This is a genomic window from Herbaspirillum sp. SJZ106 (genome assembly GCF_006715495.1).
In the GTDB taxonomy this organism is placed as follows: domain Bacteria; phylum Pseudomonadota; class Gammaproteobacteria; order Burkholderiales; family Burkholderiaceae_D; genus Herbaspirillum.
In genome coordinates, this window is record NZ_VFNI01000002.1 from 453,199 (window position 1) to 471,047 (window position 17,849).

At 66.0% G+C, this 17,849-nt stretch carries 18 protein-coding genes; 2 read left to right on the forward strand and 16 right to left on the reverse strand.

The genetic code is table 11. From position 1 onward, the window contains the following. Positions 1–311: 311 nt before the first annotated feature. The 13 genes from FB598_RS07270 to FB598_RS07330 all read right to left on the reverse strand — a co-directional run bounded on the left by FB598_RS07270 (position 312) and on the right by FB598_RS07330 (position 12,257). On the reverse strand, positions 312–1,301 hold the full coding sequence (locus FB598_RS07270) for a nitronate monooxygenase family protein (protein ID WP_370454995.1): 990 nt from the start codon (positions 1,299–1,301) through the stop codon (positions 312–314). Next, on the reverse strand, positions 1,298–2,038 hold the full coding sequence (locus tag FB598_RS07275; RefSeq protein ID WP_141913805.1) for an enoyl-CoA hydratase/isomerase family protein: 741 nt from the start codon (positions 2,036–2,038) through the stop codon (positions 1,298–1,300). Before FB598_RS07275 ends, FB598_RS07270 begins: the two co-directional genes overlap by 4 nt. Beyond that, entirely contained in the window at positions 2,035–2,526 is a 492-nt protein-coding gene (locus tag FB598_RS07280) for a MaoC/PaaZ C-terminal domain-containing protein (RefSeq protein ID WP_141913804.1), read from the reverse strand. The genes FB598_RS07275 and FB598_RS07280 overlap by 4 nt, the downstream gene beginning before the upstream one ends. A gap of 18 nt (positions 2,527–2,544) precedes the next feature. Next, positions 2,545–4,167, reverse strand: coding sequence for an AMP-binding protein (locus tag FB598_RS07285; protein WP_141913803.1), 1,623 nt, complete (start codon positions 4,165–4,167; stop codon positions 2,545–2,547). Position 4,168: 1 nt separating this feature from the next. Further along, positions 4,169–4,915 (reverse strand): ABC transporter ATP-binding protein, encoded by a 747-nt coding sequence (locus FB598_RS07290; RefSeq protein ID WP_141913802.1) that lies wholly within the window; start codon positions 4,913–4,915, stop codon positions 4,169–4,171. Then, positions 4,912–5,718 (reverse strand): ABC transporter ATP-binding protein, encoded by an 807-nt coding sequence (locus FB598_RS07295; protein ID WP_141913801.1) that lies wholly within the window; start codon positions 5,716–5,718, stop codon positions 4,912–4,914. The genes FB598_RS07290 and FB598_RS07295 overlap by 4 nt, the downstream gene beginning before the upstream one ends. Then, entirely contained in the window at positions 5,715–6,611 is an 897-nt protein-coding gene (locus FB598_RS07300) for a branched-chain amino acid ABC transporter permease (protein WP_141913800.1), read from the reverse strand. Before FB598_RS07300 ends, FB598_RS07295 begins: the two co-directional genes overlap by 4 nt. Positions 6,612–6,618: 7 nt before the next feature. Further along, positions 6,619–7,491: a branched-chain amino acid ABC transporter permease gene (locus tag FB598_RS07305; protein WP_141913799.1), complete on the reverse strand. Its 873-nt coding sequence runs from the start codon at positions 7,489–7,491 to the stop codon at positions 6,619–6,621. A gap of 74 nt (positions 7,492–7,565) precedes the next feature. Beyond that, entirely contained in the window at positions 7,566–8,696 is a 1,131-nt protein-coding gene (locus tag FB598_RS07310) for an ABC transporter substrate-binding protein (RefSeq protein WP_141913798.1), read from the reverse strand. Positions 8,697–8,825: 129 nt separating this feature from the next. Further along, the gene (locus FB598_RS07315) at positions 8,826–9,617 is read right to left on the reverse strand and encodes an enoyl-CoA hydratase-related protein (protein WP_141913797.1); all 792 of its coding nucleotides are present in this window, start codon (positions 9,615–9,617) and stop codon (positions 8,826–8,828) included. 16 nt (positions 9,618–9,633) lie between these two features. Beyond that, on the reverse strand, positions 9,634–10,413 hold the full coding sequence (locus tag FB598_RS07320) for a citryl-CoA lyase (protein ID WP_141913796.1): 780 nt from the start codon (positions 10,411–10,413) through the stop codon (positions 9,634–9,636). Between the two features lie 34 nt (positions 10,414–10,447). Further along, positions 10,448–11,326: a MaoC/PaaZ C-terminal domain-containing protein gene (locus tag FB598_RS07325; protein ID WP_141913795.1), complete on the reverse strand. Its 879-nt coding sequence runs from the start codon at positions 11,324–11,326 to the stop codon at positions 10,448–10,450. Between the two features lie 25 nt (positions 11,327–11,351). Beyond that, positions 11,352–12,257 (reverse strand): SDR family NAD(P)-dependent oxidoreductase, encoded by a 906-nt coding sequence (locus FB598_RS07330; RefSeq protein WP_141914209.1) that lies wholly within the window; start codon positions 12,255–12,257, stop codon positions 11,352–11,354. A 728-nt stretch (positions 12,258–12,985) separates the two neighbouring features. Between FB598_RS07330 and FB598_RS07335 the strand changes: the two genes are divergently transcribed. Continuing rightward, the gene (locus FB598_RS07335) at positions 12,986–13,873 is read left to right on the forward strand and encodes an IclR family transcriptional regulator (protein ID WP_141913794.1); all 888 of its coding nucleotides are present in this window, start codon (positions 12,986–12,988) and stop codon (positions 13,871–13,873) included. A gap of 76 nt (positions 13,874–13,949) precedes the next feature. Next, the gene (locus tag FB598_RS07340; RefSeq protein ID WP_255515753.1) at positions 13,950–14,756 is read left to right on the forward strand and encodes an IclR family transcriptional regulator; all 807 of its coding nucleotides are present in this window, start codon (positions 13,950–13,952) and stop codon (positions 14,754–14,756) included. 26 nt (positions 14,757–14,782) lie between these two features. On the opposite strand, the gene FB598_RS07345 is transcribed toward FB598_RS07340, so the two are convergent. Genes FB598_RS07345 through FB598_RS07355 form a run of 3 tightly spaced genes read right to left on the reverse strand, consistent with a single transcriptional unit; the run spans position 14,783 to position 17,750 of the window. Then, positions 14,783–16,366, reverse strand: a complete 1,584-nt coding sequence (locus FB598_RS07345) for a CYTH and CHAD domain-containing protein (RefSeq protein ID WP_255463855.1) — start codon at positions 16,364–16,366, stop codon at positions 14,783–14,785. A 31-nt stretch (positions 16,367–16,397) separates the two neighbouring features. After that, positions 16,398–16,799, reverse strand: coding sequence for an NUDIX domain-containing protein (locus FB598_RS07350; protein WP_141913792.1), 402 nt, complete (start codon positions 16,797–16,799; stop codon positions 16,398–16,400). A 9-nt stretch (positions 16,800–16,808) separates the two neighbouring features. Continuing rightward, positions 16,809–17,750 (reverse strand): 5'-nucleotidase, encoded by a 942-nt coding sequence (locus FB598_RS07355; RefSeq protein WP_141913791.1) that lies wholly within the window; start codon positions 17,748–17,750, stop codon positions 16,809–16,811. Between the last annotated feature and the right edge of the window lie 99 nt (positions 17,751–17,849).

Below are 17,849 nucleotides of genomic sequence, written 5' to 3' on the forward strand. Positions count from 1 at the left end.
GCAAGTTGCGTGCCACACTGATATACAAGATTGGAATACAAAACTGCGCGACGATTATTGGCAGCGAAAGCCTTGTGTGACAAGGATTTTCGGACAGTCATGCATGTGCGGTCGCACAAAAATTGCAGAGGGGAAAGGCGGCAATGCAGATCGGCAATGCCTGGGATATGGGCACGTGGCGCCTTCTGGTGCCTTCTGGTGCGCGCCCGCCGCGATGGCATGCACCGTCTTTGTGCGGTGCTTCAGGGAGGGAAGATGGGTCGAGGAGGCAATGAAAGCCGGACTTCCCGTCGCGGGAAGCACGGCCCGGTTCAGCCTGGAATGCCCAGCCGCCTGCCCGCCAGCCGGTATTCTTCATGGAGTTGCTCGACGATCTGCGCCGCCGGCAGGATGGCCGAGATGGCGCCGATGCCCTGGCCGCTGCCCCAGATGTCCTTCCAGCGCCTGGGCTTGCCGAAATCCATCGCTTGCTTGTCTTCCTTGTCCAGGTGGTCCGGATCGAGCCCGGCGGCGCGGATGCTGGGCTTGAGGTAATTGCCGGGAACCCCGGAGAAATGCGGCGTATACAAAATGTCATCGGCAGTGCCGTCGACGATCATCTGCTTGTGCAGCGGCGCGGCCGAGGATTCTTCCGAGGCGATGAAACGCGTGCCCATATAGGCCAGGTCGCAGCCCAGGGCCTGCGCCGCCAGGATGCCCTGGCCGTGGCCGATGGCGCCGGCCAGCACCAGCAGGCCGTCGAAGATGGCGCGCACTTCGGAGGCCAGCGCGAACGGGCTCAAGGCGCCGGCATGGCCGCCGGCGCCGGCGCAGACCAGGATCAGGCCATCCACGCCGGCGCCGATCGCCTTTTTGGCATGGCGCAGCGTGGTGACGTCGTGCAGCACGATGCCGCCATAGGCATGCACCTGCTCCACCACCCGGTCGGGCGCGTGCAGGGAGGTGATCACGATCGGCACGCGATGGCGCACGCAGGTGGCGAGGTCGTCTTCCAGGCGCGGGTTGGACTGGTGCACGATCAGGTTGACCGCATAAGGCGCCACCAGCGCCTGCGGGTACTGGCGCCGGTAGGCGGCGAGCCCTTCGGCGATGTCGGTCAGCCAGGTCTCCAGCGCTTCCTGCGGCCGGGCGTTGAGCGCCGGGAAGGAGCCGACCACGCCGGCGCAGCATTGGGCGATCACCAGCGCCGGATTGGACACCAGGAACATCGGCGAACCGATCACGGGCAGGCGCAGGCGGCCCGGCAGGGCGGCGGGCGAAGGGAGCAGCAGTTCAGTCATGGCGCGATAGGGAAAAGTCATTTCTTGCCGAAAGCGGCGATGCGCTCCTGCATGTCTGGCCCTTTGCCGGCGTTGCGGAACACTTCATGCGCCAGCCCGGCTTGCAGCGGCAGGCCATCGGTTTCCAGCAGCAGGCGCTTGTTGGCGCGATGCGAGAACCAGGAACCGGCCAGCAGTTCGCGCGCCAATGCGTCGACATCGGCGTCGAACTCCTCATCGGCGAAGCAGAAATTGGCCAGGCCGAGCGCGGCCGCCTGGGCGCCGGAATAGGTGCGGCCCAGCAGCATCATCTCTTTCGCGCGAGCTTCGCCGACCCGGCGCGGCAGGCGCTGGCTCATGCCCCACAGCGGCGTCAGGGCCCACTTGGCATGGGTGTCGGCGAACCTGGCCGACTGCGCGGCGGCGATCAGGTCGCCCGCCAGCGCCAGCTCCAGCGCACCGGTGTAGCAGTGGCCATGCACGGCCACGATCACCGGTTGCGGCAGGCGCGCCAGGCGATCGATGGTGTGCGCCTGCAAATGCGGTCGCGGCAATGGCTGGCCGGCGGCGAGGTCGCGCAGATCGTTGCCGGCCGAGAAGCAGCGGCCGGCGCCGCGCAGCAGCACTGCGCCGATGGTCTCGGTCTGCCGCTCCAGCGCCGCCACGTGTTCGTCGAGTTCGAGGAACATCTGCACTGTGAGCGCATTCATCTTTTCCGGACGGTTCAGCGTCAGCGTGCAAAGGCCGTCGCGATCCTCGCGCAGGACCTGGGCGCTCATGGCTGTGCCGCCTGCGAGGATTGTTCCTGCTGCTGGCGCGCGCCTTCATGAGTCAGCACCAGCACATCGCTGTCGCCTTCCTGCGCCACTTCGCCGCGCTGGTTGCGCAGGCGGAAGCGTCGCCCCAGCTTGCCGCTGCGGCCGCTCTTGCCGGGTTCGACCGACAGGATCTCCAGTTCCAGATGCACCGTGTCGCCGACCACGATGGGCTGCTTGAAATTCCACTCGCGCAGGCCCAGCATGGCGATCACCGATTTCTCGAAGATGCCGATCTGGTGCAGCATCCCGGTACAGATCGCAATGCCCAGCGTGCCGTGCACCAGGCGCTGGCCGTAACGCGTGCCGCGGGCGAATTCGGCGTCGGCGTGGATCGGGTTCCAGTCGCCCGAGATCATCGAGAACATGGTCAGGTCGGCCTCGGTGATGGTGCGCCCGCTGCTGGTGAAGATCTGGCCGGGCTTGAAGTCTTCCAGGTAATACGAACTCATCGTTTGCTCCGAAAAGGGTCAGGCTGTCTGGGCCAGTTGTTGCAGCGCCATGTCGCGCAGTTTCACGCGCTGGATCTTGGTGCCGTTGGAACTCTGCGTAGTGGGGAATTCGTCGACCAGCCAGATGCGCGCCGGCACCTTGAAGGCGGCCAGCGCGGCCGCCGCGGCGCGCACCATCTCTTGCTCCGCCGGCCGGCTGCCGGGCGCGGCGATGACGAAGGCCACCGGCCGCGCCTGGTTGGCGATGTCGACCGCCACCACCTGCACATCGGCCACGCCGGGCACGGTCTTGATCACATCCTCGATTTCCACCGGGCTGACCAGGTAGCCGCCCAGGCGCATGGCGTCGCCCTGGCGGGTCTGGTAGACGAAGCTGCCATCCTCGCGCAGGTAGCCGACGTCGCCGGTACGGAAGAAGCCCTCGCCATCGATGGCCTTGGCAGTGGCTTCCGGGTTGTTGAGGTAGCCGATGAAATTGGTGTCGCTGCGGATCTCGATGGCGCCGCTGCGGCCCACCGGCAGCAGTTCGCCGCTGTCGATATCGCGGATGCGCACCTCGGCGCCGAGGCCGTGGCTGGCCGGCATGCCGCCGCCCTTGATGCGTTCCTCCAGGGGCAGCGCGCGCTGCTGCAGCGAGAACAGCGCCTGCACTTCGGAGGAGCCGTACAGGCCGATCATCGGAATGCCGCGCGCCCAGGCCGCTTGCGTATATTCGACGATGCCGGGATGGAAGCAGGCGAAACCGAACACGCGCGCGCTGGGGAAGGGCCGCTCGCCTTCGCCGTTCTCGATGATGCGGCGGAACATCTCGTCGCTGCCGAACACATGCGTGGCATGGTGCTGCCTGATCAGCCGCGCCGCGCCGGGGCCGTCGAAGGTATCCATCACCACGATGGGTTTGCCCGCGGCAAACGCCGCCATCGTCGCGTTGAAACCGAACACGCCGGCAAACGGCAGCGCCGCCAGCAGGCGCACGCCTTCTTCCGTGAAGCCGTAGGCCGGGGCCACGCGCTGGCTGTGGAGGGTCACCGTGCGCTGCGGATGCAACACCAGCTTGGGGCCGGAGGTGGTGCCCGAGGTGGTGAACAGGATGCTGTGGGCGTCGGGCGAGGAGACGTCCGGCACATCGGCGTGCGGCAGCCCGGCCAGATCGAAGGCGACGGTGGGTTTGCCCAGTACTTCGGACGGTATGGCACCATCGGCGGCGCCAGCGGCATCGACCACGACCACCTTCTTCACGGTGCGGGCCGATTCGGCCGGCACGTCGCGCAGCACGGCAGGGAAGTCGATCTTGCGGAAGTTCAGCTGCAGCACCAGCATGCAGGCTTGCGAACGCTCCAGGATGTAGGCCAGCTCGTGCGAACGGTAGCGCGTGTTGACCGTCATCATGGCCGCGCCGATCCTGGCCAGGCCGAAGTACATCGCCAGCCATTCCATGCGGTTGACCAGCCAGACCGCCACGCGGTCGCCGGGTCCGATGCCCTGCTGCTGCAGCCAGGCCGCGGTGCGCCCGGCCATGCGGTCGAATTCGCGGTAGGTGATGTGGCGCTCGCCATCGATGAAGGCAACCGCATCGCCGCGCTCGGCGACATTGCGCGCCAGCAGCGCGGGCATGGTGAGGAGAAGGTCGGTAGCGGGCATGTCAGTACAGCTCCATCAGTTTCGCGTTGTCGTTGAGTTCCTCGGGCAGCGCCTCGCGGATGATGGCGCCGGACTTCATCACCACCACGCGGTCCGAGATCTTCAGGGCTTCTTTCACGTTCTGCTCCACCAGCAGGATGGCCATGCCGCCGCCTTCTTTCGTGCGTTGCAGTTCCCGGATCGGCTGCAGCAGATCCTGGAACAGCTTGGGCGCCAGGCCGATGGACGGTTCGTCCATCAGCAGGCAGCGCGGGCGCGAGAGCAATGCGCGCCCGATCGACACCATCTGCTGCTGGCCGCCGGAGAGGTTGCCGGCGCGGCGCTCGTAGAACTGCTTCAAGGCCGGCAGCACCGACATCACCCAATCCAGCCGCGCCGCGCGTTCGCCCGCGGGGACGCCGGCCGACCACAGGCCCATCTTCATGGTCTCGGCCACCGTCAGGCCGGGGAAGATGCCGCGGCCTTCCGGCACCAGCGAGATGCCGGCGGCGGTCAGGCGGCGCGGCTCCACGGCATCCAGCGCCCGGCCGTCCAGCAGGATCTGGCCATCCTGGCGCTGTACCAGGCCGAACAGGGTCTTGAGCAGCGTCGACTTGCCGGCGCCGTTATGGCCGATCAGGCACAGCACCTCGGCCGGACGCAAGCCGAAGTCGAAATCGCGCAGCACCGGTCGGCCGCCATAGCCGACGACCAGGCCGCGCGTTTCCAGCACCAGCGGCTGCGGTTCGTGATTGGGTTGCGCGCTCATGTGTTCTGGTCTCCGAAATAAATGGCCGCCAGGTGCGGATCCTTGAGCACCACATCGGGCAGGCCGTCGGCCAGCAGCTTGCCCTGGTCGAGGAAGGCGATGCGGTCTGAAATGCCGACCACGATGTCGAGGTTGTGTTCGATGATGCACACCGTCACGCCCTTCTTCACCTCGGTGCGCAGCAGGTCGAGGAACAGTTCGTAGGAACTGCGATCCAGGCCCGAGGCCGGTTCGTCGAGCAGCCAGATGTTGGCCTCGGCGGCCATGATGCGCGCCATGCTGAGGAACTTGCGCTCGGCATAGGCCAGGTCGATGGCGCGCGTGTGCGCCTTGGCCGCCAGGCCGGTGCGCTTGAGGATGGCCTGCACCTTCTCGCGCCGCCGGTTGCGCGCGGCGCGCCCGCCCGGCTGCCAGATCCAGGAAGTCGGCTCCATCACGGTCAGCACGTTTTCTTCCACCGTCATATGGTTGAACAGGCGCAGGTCCTGGAAGGTGCGGGCGATGCCCATGCGGCTGATCTGGAAATGCTTCTTGCCGAGCACCGACTGGCCGCGCCACAGGATGTCGCCCGATTCCGGCACCAGGTGGCCGGTGATCTGGTTGAACAGCGTGGTCTTGCCGGCGCCGTTGGGGCCGACCAGCGTGGTCACGATGCCGGCGCGCAAATCCAGCGAGACATCGTTGGTGACCTTCAGCCCGCCGAAGCTCTTGTTCAGGTTGCGGATCGACAGCAGCACTTCCCCGCCCGGATTCTGGCCGGCGGCCTGCAGCGCGCCGCGGTCGTGTTCGATGATGGCGTTCATGCGGCTTGCTCCTTGGTAGCGCGCGGTTTGCCGGAGCCGACGATGCCGCCCGGCCGGTAGATCATCAGCAGCACCATCGCCAGCCCGTAGGCGATCTGCTGGATCGAGCCGATCTCGGTCTGCGGCAGGAAGGACATATAGCTGAACACGCCCGGCAGCAGCATCAGCAGCACGGTGCCCACGATCGGCCCGAGCAGCGTTCCGGTGCCGCCGATGATGACCATCGCCATCAGCAGCACGGAAGTGTCCAGCATGAAGCTCTCGACGTTGATGAAGCCCATGTAGAACGCGTACAGCGCGCCGGCCACCGCCGCCAGCATGGCCGAGATCACCACCGACATGGTCTTGATGACGGCCACGTTCTTGCCGAAGGCGTGCGCCGCCGATTCGCTGTCGCGGATGGCCTTGAGGTTGCGGCCGAAGGAGGACCGCAGCAGCACGCTGGTGACCAGCAGCACCGGGATCAGGCAGCACACCGCCAGCAGCAGGAACTGCACCGGGTCGACCACGGCATGGCCGAAGATGTCGGCTGGCGGGATGCCGATCATGCCGCCCAGGCCGCCGGTGACCGACTTCCATTCGGAAAACACCGTCACGCCCAGCACCTGCAGGCCCAGCGAAGCGGCCACGAAGTATTCGCCGCGCACGCGCAGCGCCGGCAATGCCAGCACCAGCGACAGCAGCCCGGCCACCGCCATCGCCACCGGGATCACCAGGAAGATGGAAGCGCTCACATTCAGCGCGAAATACGCCGCGCTGTAGGCGCCTACACCGAAGAAGATGGCATGCGCGATCGAGAAGATCCCGGCGTAACCCATGATGAAATTGAGGGTGATCGCCAGCACCGCGTTGATGCACATGAGGGTGGCGAGATTAAGGATATAGGCAAGCATGGCAACCTCAGCTGGCAGTGGCCCGGCCGAAGAAACCGGAAGGGCGGAACAGGATGAACAGGAACAGCACGATGAAGGTAATGGCTTCGCTCCACTGCGGCTCGAACCAGGCCAGCGCCAGGTTTTCGGCCAGCCCCAGCAGCAGGCCGGCGCAGGCCGCGCCGCGCAGGCTGCCGACGCCGCCGACGATGGTGGCGGCCAGGCTGATGAGCATGACGTGGTGGCCGATGGCCGGGTTCAGCCCGGAGCCGGCCGCCGACAGCAGCGCTGCCGGCACCACCAGCAACGAGCCCAGCGCGAACACCGTCATCGACAGGCGCCGCGGCGACAGGCCGTAGGCGCGTACCAGCTCGGGATTTTCCGACAGCGCGCGCATGGCCATGCCGGTATGGGTGCGCATCAGGAACAGTTGCAGCGCAAAGAAAAACACCAGCGCGATGACGATGGCGATGCCGGCCAGCGGCGAGACGAACAGGCCGGGCAGCATTTCGACGCTGCGCGAGAGCGGCGTATTGACCGACACGAAGCTGCGCCCGAACAGCATTCCGCACAGGTTCTGCACCACGATGCCCACCCCGAAGGAGGCGACGAAGACGGTGAAGAAGGAGCCTTCATGTTTCTGGATCGGCACGTAGACGAAGCGGTTCAGCGCCAGGCCGAACAGGATCGCCGCCGCGCAGGCGCCCAGCACCGCGACCGTCCAGTGCAGCTGCATGATCGCCAGCAGGTCGTAGAACACGTAGGCGGCGATGGTGAAGGTCGAGCCGTGCGCGAAATGGAAGATGCGGGTGGAGCCGAAGATCAGCGAAAAGCCGACCGCGATCAGCGCATACAGCGCGCCTACCTGCACCCCGTTGATCAATAGCTGTAGCAGCAGCATGTCTTTGTCCTTGCGCCGCCGTCCCGCATGCGCGGGCCGGCGGCATCATTGCATCCGAAGCGGAATGGCCCCGCTCACCTGGCCGCGGCGCTGACCACCTTGCCGCCCTTGCCGTCGATCTCGTTGATTTGCATCGGCATGGTCACGGTGCCGTTTTCGGCGAAGCTCACCTTGCCGCCGACCAGGTCGAAGGTCTTGGTCTCGATGCGCTGCTTCAACAGGTTCTCGCCGGTGATCGGCTGGCCCTTCTTGACCAGCTGCTGCGCCAGCAGGCCGAACATGCGCACCGCGTTGTAGTAGTTGGCGATGTAGGCGGTCGGCATCTTGTTGTACTTCTTCTTGTAGTCGTCGACGAAGCGCTTGGTCACCGGGTCCTGCGAATTCCAGTCGATGTTCTGCGAGGTATAGAGCGAACCGGCGGCCTCGGGCTGGGCATTGATCTCGGGGATCGAGAAGGCGGTATAGCTGGCCAGCTGCTGCTTGATGCCGTTGTCGCGGAACTGCTTGACGATCTGCGACTGTTGCGAGCCGTAGGAGGCGATGTAGATCACGTCCGGGTTGGCCGCGCGCACGCGCGCGGCGATGCCGCCGAATTGCTGCGCCGTGGCGGGGACCGACAGCGCCTCGGCCAGCTTGCCGCCGGCGGCCGGCAGCGCGCTTTCCATTTCCTTGCGGATGGCTTGCCCGAGCGGGTCGTCGATATAGACCAGCACGAAGTTCTTCATCTTGCGCTCGTTGACCAGGTAAGGAATGATGGCGCGCACTTCATAGTTGGCCAGCGGGATGATGTTCCAGAAGTAGGGGCCCAGTTCCGCCAGGTCGGGGCCGACGCCGCCGCCATTGACCGCCACCGTCCTGGTGCGGGTGGCGATGGTGGAGATCGCCTTGGAGACGCCGGTGAACGCCGACAGCACGTACGGCACCTTCTGCACGTTGACCAGCTTGTTCATGCCGATGACGCCTTGTTGCGGCAGCGCCTGGCTGTCCTCGTACTGGATCGACAGCTTGCCGCCCAGCAGATTGTCGGCGTTGATGTGCTCGGCCGCCAGGTTGGCGCCGGAGCCGAAGATGTCGCCGTAAGAGGCGTTCGGGCCGCTCATCGGGAACAGCGCGCCGATGGTCACGTCGGCGGCATGGGAGGCGGCCGACGCCGCCAGTGCGCAGGCCAGGACGCCCGCTTGGATTGCCTTGCTGAACTTGGTCATCATCATCTCCTTCGTTTCCTGTTATGGTCGGCGCCGTTCCCGCGGCGGCCGTCTTTTTCTTCATGTTCGGCCAGGCGATTGTGCGCCGGCCAATTGCCCTGTGCTTGCTGCTGCGCTGCTGCCTTCGGTCTACCGCCCTTTGAATACGGCACTGCGTTTTTCGCGGAATGCGGCCGCGCCTTCCTGGTAATCGTCGGTATCGCCGAGCAGGCGCTGCGATGCCGTTTCCAGGTCAAGTTGCTGCGCCAGGGTGTTGCTCTGGGCGGCATAAATGGCGTGCTTGGTCAGGGCCAGCGCGCGCGTGGCCGATTGCGCCAGTTGCGCCACCAGCGCGCGGCTGGCGGCGTCGAATTCATCGTCCGGCACGCAGCGCCAGATCAGGCCCCAGTCGGCGGCTTGCTGGGCTTCCAGCTTGTCGTTGAGCAGGCACAGCGCCATCGCGCGCGCCGTGCCGATGCGCTGCGGCAGGAACTGCGAGGCGCCGCCATCGGGCATCAGGCCCAATTTGGTGAAACCCTGCAGGAAGTAGGCCGAGCGCTTGGCGATCACGATGTCGCAGGCCAGCGCCAGGGTCGCGCCCACGCCCACCGCCAGCCCGTTCATGGCGCACACCACCGGCGCCGGCAGCGCGCGCAGGCGCAGCATCAGCGGCTTGTAGTAACGCTCCAGCGCCGCGCCCATGTCGCGCTTCTGGCCGTCCGGCAGCGGCTTGCGGTCGCCCTGGTCCTGGCCGGCGCAAAAGGCGCGGCCGGCGCCGGTGATGACCAGCACGCGCAGCGCCGGGTCATGCTCGACGCGGTCGAGGAAAGCGGCGATGGCGTCGTGCATCGCATCGTTGAGGCTGTTGAGCCGGTCCGGCCGGTTCAGCGTGACGGTCGCCACGCCATCGGCGAACTCGCACAGTACGGGAGGCTGATCCATATTCCTGGCTCCGTTTTCAGCCGCGCAGGTGGGCGCTGGCGCGGTCTTCGATCTCATGCCACAACCGGTAGGACATCGGCGACTGCGATTCTTCCAGGATGTGGCCCACCAGGCCGATGGCGCGCGCCATCACGCCGAAGCCGCGCACGATCTGCCAGGGGAAGCCGAACTCGCAGCAGATCGCGCCCAGCGCGCCGGTGGCGTTGATCGGCAAGACCTTGCCGGTGGCGCGTTCGGCCTCGGCCTGGATCAGTTGCACCAGCTTGACGTACTTGCCGGCCATGTCGTTTTCTTCGGCCAGCTGGAACAGGCGCGGGGTGCGCGGATCGATGGGCTTGTGCACCGGATGGCCCAGGCCGGGGATGGCCTGCTTGCGGGCGCGGAAAGCGGCCACGGTCTGTTCGGCCAGCGCCTGCAGGTCGGGCTGGTCGCCGGCGCCTTCAAAGGCTTCGTACAGCATCTTGGCCGAGCCTTCGGTGGTGCCGACGAACACCGTGCCCAGCCCGCACAGGCCGGCGGCCACCGCCGCCTGCAGCGATTCGGGCGCGCCGGCGTAAGTCATGCGGGCGGCGATCGCGCTGGGAGTGATGCCGTGCTCGACCAGCGTGATCAGCAGGGCGTTGAACATGCGCGACTGCTGCTGCGTGGCGGTCTTGCCGGTCAGTTGCAGGTAGGCGAAATCGCCCAGGTTCATCTTGCCGAGAATCTCGTTGGGCAGATCCTTGCCGCGCACCACGATGCGGTCTGGGGTGCTGTAGGCGATGTCGGATCTGATGTCTGCTGTCTTGCCGGTCATGTCTTTCTCCGTTGTGCTTGCGGTATAGGTGGTGTCAGGCGGCGATTTCGGCCGTGCCGTTGGCCAGCACGACCTGGTTGCGCTCGACTGCGCGCGACTGGAATTGCAATTGCGTACCGTCGCGCCAGATTTCGGTGCGGATGGTTTCGCCGGGATAGACCGGCGCCGAAAAGCGCGTGGCCAGCGCGCGCAAGCGGCTGGCGTCGTAACCGCAGCAACTGCGCACCAGCGCATGACAGGCTACGCCGTATGTCGCCAGCCCATGCAGGATGGGGGAGGGAAAGCCGGCGCGGCGCGCGGTTTGCGGGTCGGCATGCAGCGGATTGCGGTCGGCCGACAGGCGATATACCAGCGCGCTTTCGGGGCGCGTCGGCAATTCGCACACCAGGTCGGGTTCGCGTCCGGGCACGGCCGGCATGGCGGGCGGCGTGTCGTCGCTGGGCTGGCCTTGTGCGGCAAAGCCGCCGTCGCCGCGGCAAAAGCTGGTCTGCTCGACGGTGGCCAGCAACTCGCCGGACGGGTCGCGCAGTTCGCGCTCGACGATCAGCAAGGCGCCCTTGTCGCGGCCCTTGTCGACGATCGCTTTCACGCGCGATACGCCGGTCACCGTGCCGGACGATGGCAGCGTGCGATGCAGGCGCAGGCGCTGTTCCCCGTGCACGACCTTCAACAGGTCGACGCCGGCTTCCGGCGCGCCCATCCACAGGCCGGGGTGGGCCAGGATCACCGCCATGCTGGGCATGGCCTGCAGGTTCTTCTCATAGACGAAGCGCAGCGCGCCTTCGCCGTCAGGCAAGGCCGCCGCGGCGCCGACGCCGATGCCCAGCGCGTACAGCATGCTGTCGTCTGCGTCGTAGCTGTGCTGCAGCACCGGGAAGTTCCAGTTCTTCAGCTTGTGGTAGTCGATGGCCATGGCTGTGTTTTCCTTGCCGCCGCGCTTACACCGGATCCCACTGGAACACATCGGCAGAGCGATCCAACGGGATGAAGCTGGCCTTCAGCGCCGGCATCGCATGCTCGGCCACCGTCTGCGGCGTCCAGCCTTCGGCGCGGTGGATCGAGCGCAGCGGGCGCGGCTGGCTCATCAGGAAGATCTCGTTGTTGCGCACCGTGAAGACCTGGCCGTTGACGTCGGCCGCCGCATCGCTGGCGAGGTAGGCCGCCAGCGGCGCGATCTTGTCCGGCGTCATCTGCTTGATCTTTTCCACGCGCGCCTGCTGCTCTTCGCTCTTGACCGGGATCGAGCTGATCATGCGGCTCCAGGCGAAGGGCGCGATGCAGTTCGAGCGCACATTGAATTTCTGCATGTCCAGCGCGATCGATTTGGACAGCGCGGTCAGGCCCAGCTTGGCGGCCGAGTAGTTGGCCTGGCCCAGGTTGCCGATCAGCCCCGAGGTGGAAGTCATGTGCACCAGGCTGCCCGACTGCTGTTCGCGGAAATGCACGGCGGCGGCGCGGCTGACGTGGTAGGCGCCGTACAGGTGCACCTTGAGCACGGCGTCCCATTCGTCGCCGCTCATCTTGTGGAACAGCGCATCGCGCAGGATGCCGGCATTGTTCACCACGCAATCGATGCGGCCGAAGGTTTGCACCGCCTGTTCGACGATGCGTTCGGCGCTGGCGGCATCGGCCACGCTGTCGGTGTTGGGGGCGGCGCGGCCGCCGGCGGCCTTGATCTCATCGGCGACCTGCTGCGCCGGGCCGTTGCTGGCGCCCTCGCCGGCAAGCGAGGCGCCGATGTCATTGACCACCACGGCGGCGCCCTGGCGCGCCATCGCCAGCGCGATCTCGCGCCCGATGCCGCCGCCCGAGCCGGTGACGATGACTACCTTGCCTTCCAACATGCGTGCATTGCTCATGACTGTCTTTCCCTGTTCTGAAACGATGGGCAAGGCTGCGCCCTGCGGACGATCCCGCATTCTCGTTTCGGTTGGCTGGTGGCGGCGGCGCGCCTGCGTGGGGCGCCGCCTGCGTTTTTCCCGCGCCGCTGCCGGGCGGGAAAAACGTGTCTCTCTTGCGTTGTTTCTTGGTGTTTTTCCGGAAGGTGGTGCGGCGTCGTCATGGACGCCTCCGGTGCTGCGATGTGCGTATAGTCTGGAAGCGGGGAGGGGGTGTCAAGCAGGGTTTTGACGGTGTTCCGTACAACGGAATATGCTTGACCCTTCCAAAACATGGCGCGACAGGTCAGGGTATTGCGCCGTTGCATCTTGCGCTGCGGGATAAACCGATGTGGATGGCTAAAGTTGAAGAAAGGCGGGCCATCTACAGGCCTATCGCGGCTTTTTCTTGACTGTCGCGGTGGCTGGCGCGGCGCAGCAATGAATGTTCGCCATTCAAAACAGTGTTGAAAATTTCAAAGTACGGAACATAAAATATTCATCGGTTGACCCTGCCGCGGCAGCGGCCGCATGGTGTCGGCAGAGCGCGGAAAAATACGCTTGCAGGTTCGCGTGCGGCAGCGCGAGGCAGAAAAAAGATGCGCATCCACACGCAGATGCGCGGCAAGGCAAGGAGACCCAGTGAATTTCGCCATCTTGTTTGTATTGCGCAGCGTGCGGCATGGAAGGCGCGCATGAAGGCGGCCGTGCGCAAGCCGGCGCGGCGCGTCAAGGACGTGCGCATCGTGCTGCGCGCGCCCAATCCTCCTGAATACCGCAATGGCAATGCCGTGTTGCGCGCCGATGCGTCGGCGCCAGGCACCATCAAGCCGATCGAACGCGGCTTCGCCGTGCTCGATGCCTTCCTTGGCGAGGCCGACTGGCTGGCCAACCAGGACATCGCATTGCGCACCGGCTTGCCCAAGGCCACCGTCTCGCGCCTGGCGCAGACGCTCACCGCGCTGGGATACCTGACCTACAGCGAGCAGCGCCGCAAATACCGCTTGGCGGTATCGGTGCTCACGCTCGGCTTCGCCGCCATGGTCGATACCGATGTGGTGCTGCAGGCGCGTCCGCTGATGCAGAAGCTGGCCGACGACAATGGGGTGTTTGTCGCGCTCGCCGGCCGCGACGGCCTGGACATGATCTTCTTTGAAAACTGCCACAGCGCATCCAACACCGCCACCGTCGGACTGGGCGTGGGCGAGCATATGCCGATGGCGTCATCGCCGGTGGGATGGGCATTGCTGGCTTGCCTGCACGAGAACGAACGCGGCTACCTGCTGGACCACATGCGGCCCTACCATAAGCGCGACGAGTGGATGGCGGTGCGCCAGAAGCTGACCGACGCCGAAACCCAGATCGGCGAGAAATCGTATTGCGTCTCTACCGGCGACTGGGGGCCGGACATCACCGTGGTGGCCACGCCGCTGAAACTGGCCGACCGCTTGCCGATGGTGCTCCTGTGTGCCGGGCAGTCGCGCACGCTGACCAAGGCGCGGGTGGAGCAGAAGGCCGGCCCGCAGTTGCTGGCGATGCGGCGGCAGTTGCAGGAAATGGAGACGCAACGTGCGCAAGCTTGAGATATCGCGGCGGAACACTGGGAGCAGTGGGCGCACTGGGCACAATGCGCGCGCCGAAGACGCCTCCTTGCCCGACGTGGTGCATGACGATGCCGCGGCCGGCGCGCAAGCCTCGGCCGGCACCCATACGCTGGAGCGCGCGCTCCAGCTGCTCAAGGTATTCCATGGCAGCGCCAAGCCGCTGGCGCATGCCGAGCTGGTGCGCCGTACCGGCTATTCGAAAGCGTCGGTGTCGCGCCTGACCGCGACCCTGGTGGCGTTGGGCTACCTCGACCGCGCCCCGGACGGCGTGCGCGTGCAGATCGGCGTGCGCGGCCTGCGACTGGGCCACAAATATCTGGCCAACAGTCCGGTGCCCGACATCGCGCGGCCCATCATGCAGGATTTCGCCGACCGCTACGACATGTCGGTCGGGCTGGCCGTGGCCGACCAGCTCGACATGGTCTATCTCCAGTACTGCAACAGCAGCAAGATCGCCACCCTGCGCCTGGGCGTGGGACGGACGGTGCCGATGGCGCTCAGTTCCATCGGCCGCGCCTATGTATGGGCGCAACCGCCGCAGCAGCGCCAGCGCCTGCTGTTTTCGATCTGGAAGAAGAGCGGCGAACACGGCCCGCAGGTGGTGGCGAAGATGGAACGCGCCTTCGGCGACCTCGATACCCACGGCTATTGCCTGGCGGCCGGCGAATACCAGCGCGACACCTTCGCCATCAGTGTGCCGCTGGCGCTGGGCGCGCCGCCCCTGATGATGGGCCTGAACTGCAGCGCCGTGGGGCCCTTGCCCGACCGGCTGATGATCCGCGATGAGCTGGCGCCGGCGCTGATGAAGACCGCGCGCCTGTTGCAGCTGGAACTCGATGCGATTGACAGCAGCCTGTTTTGACGCCGTCCCATGCCATTCATGTTTGCTTATTGCGGCAGCTGCTGCGCTTTCCATTTCTTCCACAGCCGCCGGACCTTCTCTTCGCCGTCGCTGACCTGCGCGGCCAGGAAGCCGCGCGCATAGCCGATGCCGGCCGCCAGCGCCGGATGCCTTGCCTGCAGTTCGTCCAGCAGGCGGTTGGCGACCGAGATGTCGTTGAGCAGGCCCAGTTGATCCTGCAGGCGCGACAGCGCCTTGAGGTAGGGCTTGCTGTTCTTTTCCCGGTACAGCGCCTGGAAGAATTCGGTGTCGTAGCGCATCCGCTTGGCCGCGATGCGGGCGCGGTGGCGCGAACGGGGATCGTCCTTCATCTTGCTGCCGCGCTTTTTCATGCGCTTCTCGTCATGGCGCAGCATCTGGCGCGCGAAGCGCGATAGCGGTTGTTCCAGCGCCGCCAGTTGTTCCCCGGTCATCGCTTCGCGCCATTGCGCGGCCAGCATCCAGCGGCTCAAATGCAGCGCCAGCGCGGTATAGCGGGGCGATGCCACAACTTCTGCCGCGGCCTGGTGCAGCGCCCGCGCCTGCTTGTGCGCCGCTTTCTTCACCGCAGCCAGGCCGGGCGCATCGAGGTCTGCGGCCGGCACCGACGCCAGGGTGGCGCCGGCCAGCACGTCCCAGTCGCGCGCGGCGCCGATGTGCCGGGACAGCCATTCGAATTCGCCCGCCAGCGCATCCGGCAACGCGATCACTTCGCCAAACAGCGTGAAGGCCGAGCGCAGGCGGCGCAGGCCGACCCGCATCTGGTGCAGGCGTTCCACATCCCCGGCGTCGCCATCGGCGATGTCGTTGGCCTGGATCTGCTCCACGCAGTTGCCGACGATGGCGCTGAAGGCTTGCTCCACGCTCATCTTCTTCGACAGCGCCAGGGCGGCCGCCTTGGTGGCGTTGCTGGCGGGCGCGCCGCCGGCGGCCTGGTGGTACAGCGCGTAGCCGCGCTGGGCCTTGCTCTGGATGCCGACGCGCAGCGGGATGTCCTGCATCAGTTGCAGCGCGAAATCGAACAGCGCCAGCGGGCTGCCGGCCTTGAGTTCGAGTTCGATCTCGCACACCCGGGTTTTCAGGTCGCCATGTTCGACCGTGCCGCGGTCGAGCACGAATTCCACCTCGGAACCGTCGGGCAGCTTCAGGTCCCACAGCATGCGCTTGATCCGGGTGGCGAAGATGGGGCGGATCTGTTGGGCCAGCTCGGATGTAAAGACCCGCCTTGCCCATTTGGCGTCGGCCGGCACCATTTCGCGCAGCGCCGCGAGGTCGGGCTGTTCGCCCGCGACCTGCGATTCCCATTCGTTGCGCTGGTGCAGGCCGCCCTGCACGCCGCCGCCGGCTTTCAGGGTCTGGATGTATTCGCCGCCGGTGCGCCGCACGCGCAGGCCGGCGTCGTTGCGGCGCAAGTCGTTGCCGGGAGTATCGAAGTACACGCCGGTCTGGTCCTTGGTGCGCGGCGCGGCCAGCGCATGGCGCGCCAGCAGAGGATGCCTGATGAGTGCCTTGACGTGCCCGGGGGCGAGCAGCAGTTTCAGTTCGGTTTCCATGGTGGAGGAAGTTAATGAGGGTGGATTGCCGGTGTGCATGCCTTCGTTTTAAAACGGCAGGCCTTTGCCGTCAACAGTCCAGCACATCCGTATTCGAGCGGGACAGCCCCTGTTCGATCGAAACCCGGTAGCCCGCCGGCAGGTTTTCCGGAAGCGCATCAGGCGCGAACAATCCCACCCGCTTGTGTTCATGGCTGACGTCCGGCGCGAAGGCGCCGATGAGCGTGCAACCGTAGGTGACGATGAATACCCGTTTGCCGGGGATCACTTCGAACATCCAGGCGTCGATGATGGAGCCTGCTTCCACGCGCAGGTTCAGTTCTTCTCCGATTTCCCGCGCCAGGCATTGTTGCGGCGTTTCGCCGTCTTCGATCCGGCCGCCCGGCAGTTCCCATTCGTTGCGTTCGTTTTCGAGCAGGACGATGTTGCCGTCCGGCGCCTGCAGCACGCCTTTGATGGAGATCGGGTACATGGGCCCGCCTCAGCGCTTGACCGCGCGTGCGGCCGGCTTCGCGGCGCCGGTCAGCGTGCCGCCCTTGTAAGGCACGCGCCCCGAGGGCACCACCACGGATGCGGTTTCGACATGGCCTTCCTGGTCGTCGAAGAACATATGGGCGCCGAAGGCTTGCAGTACGTCGGTTTTCTTCAGGCCGCCGAGGAAGAAGGCTTCGTCGACATTGACGTTCCAGGTGCGCAGCGTGTGGATCACGCGCTGGTGCGCCGGGCTGTTGCGGGCGGTGACGATGGCGATGCGCACCGGGCATTCGGCGGGCGGGAATTGTTTCTGGATGGCGGAAAGCGCCAGCAGCAGCTTGGCGAACGGGCCTTCCTTCATGGCTTTCTTGCGGTGGCGCTGTTCGTGTCTGGCAAAGGCCTCCAGGCCCTTCTCGGCGAAGATGCGCTCGGACTCCGGCGAGAACAGCACGGCGTCGCCGTCGAAGGCGATGCGGATCTGGTTTTCCGGCGCGCTGTATTCGACCGGCGCGGTGTAGAGCTGGGCGGCGGCGACGCCGGCGTCGATGGCTTCCTGCACGTCGCCGGTATCGCGCGAGAGGAACAGGTCGATCTTGAAGGCCTTCAGGTAAGGCGCGGTCGGGCCGCCGCCGGTGAAGGCCGCGCGGCTGATGTCGAGCTTGTGGGCGGCGATGGCGTTGAAGGCGCGCAAGCCGGTGTCGGGCGTGTTGCGCGAAATGACCACCACTTCCACCAGGCGGCGTTCGGGAATCAGGTCGTTGAGCCGCAAGAGCGCCTTGACCAGCGGGAAGGCGGTGCCGGGTTGCAGCGCGTCGTTCTCATGGGCGCGCTGGTAGTCGGTATAGGCATCGACCCCTTGCTCGTCATAGATGGCGTTTTCGGCTTCGAGGTCGAACAGGGCGCGCGAGGAGATTCCGATGACGAGTTTGTCCGAGAGGTCGTAGGGCATGAAGGCATTTCCGTGTAACTGGCTGGGTAAGCCGTGATTGTAGAGCGGCCCAGGCGGGCCGACGCCGGCTAAATCGCCAGTTATATGAAATTTTAATGT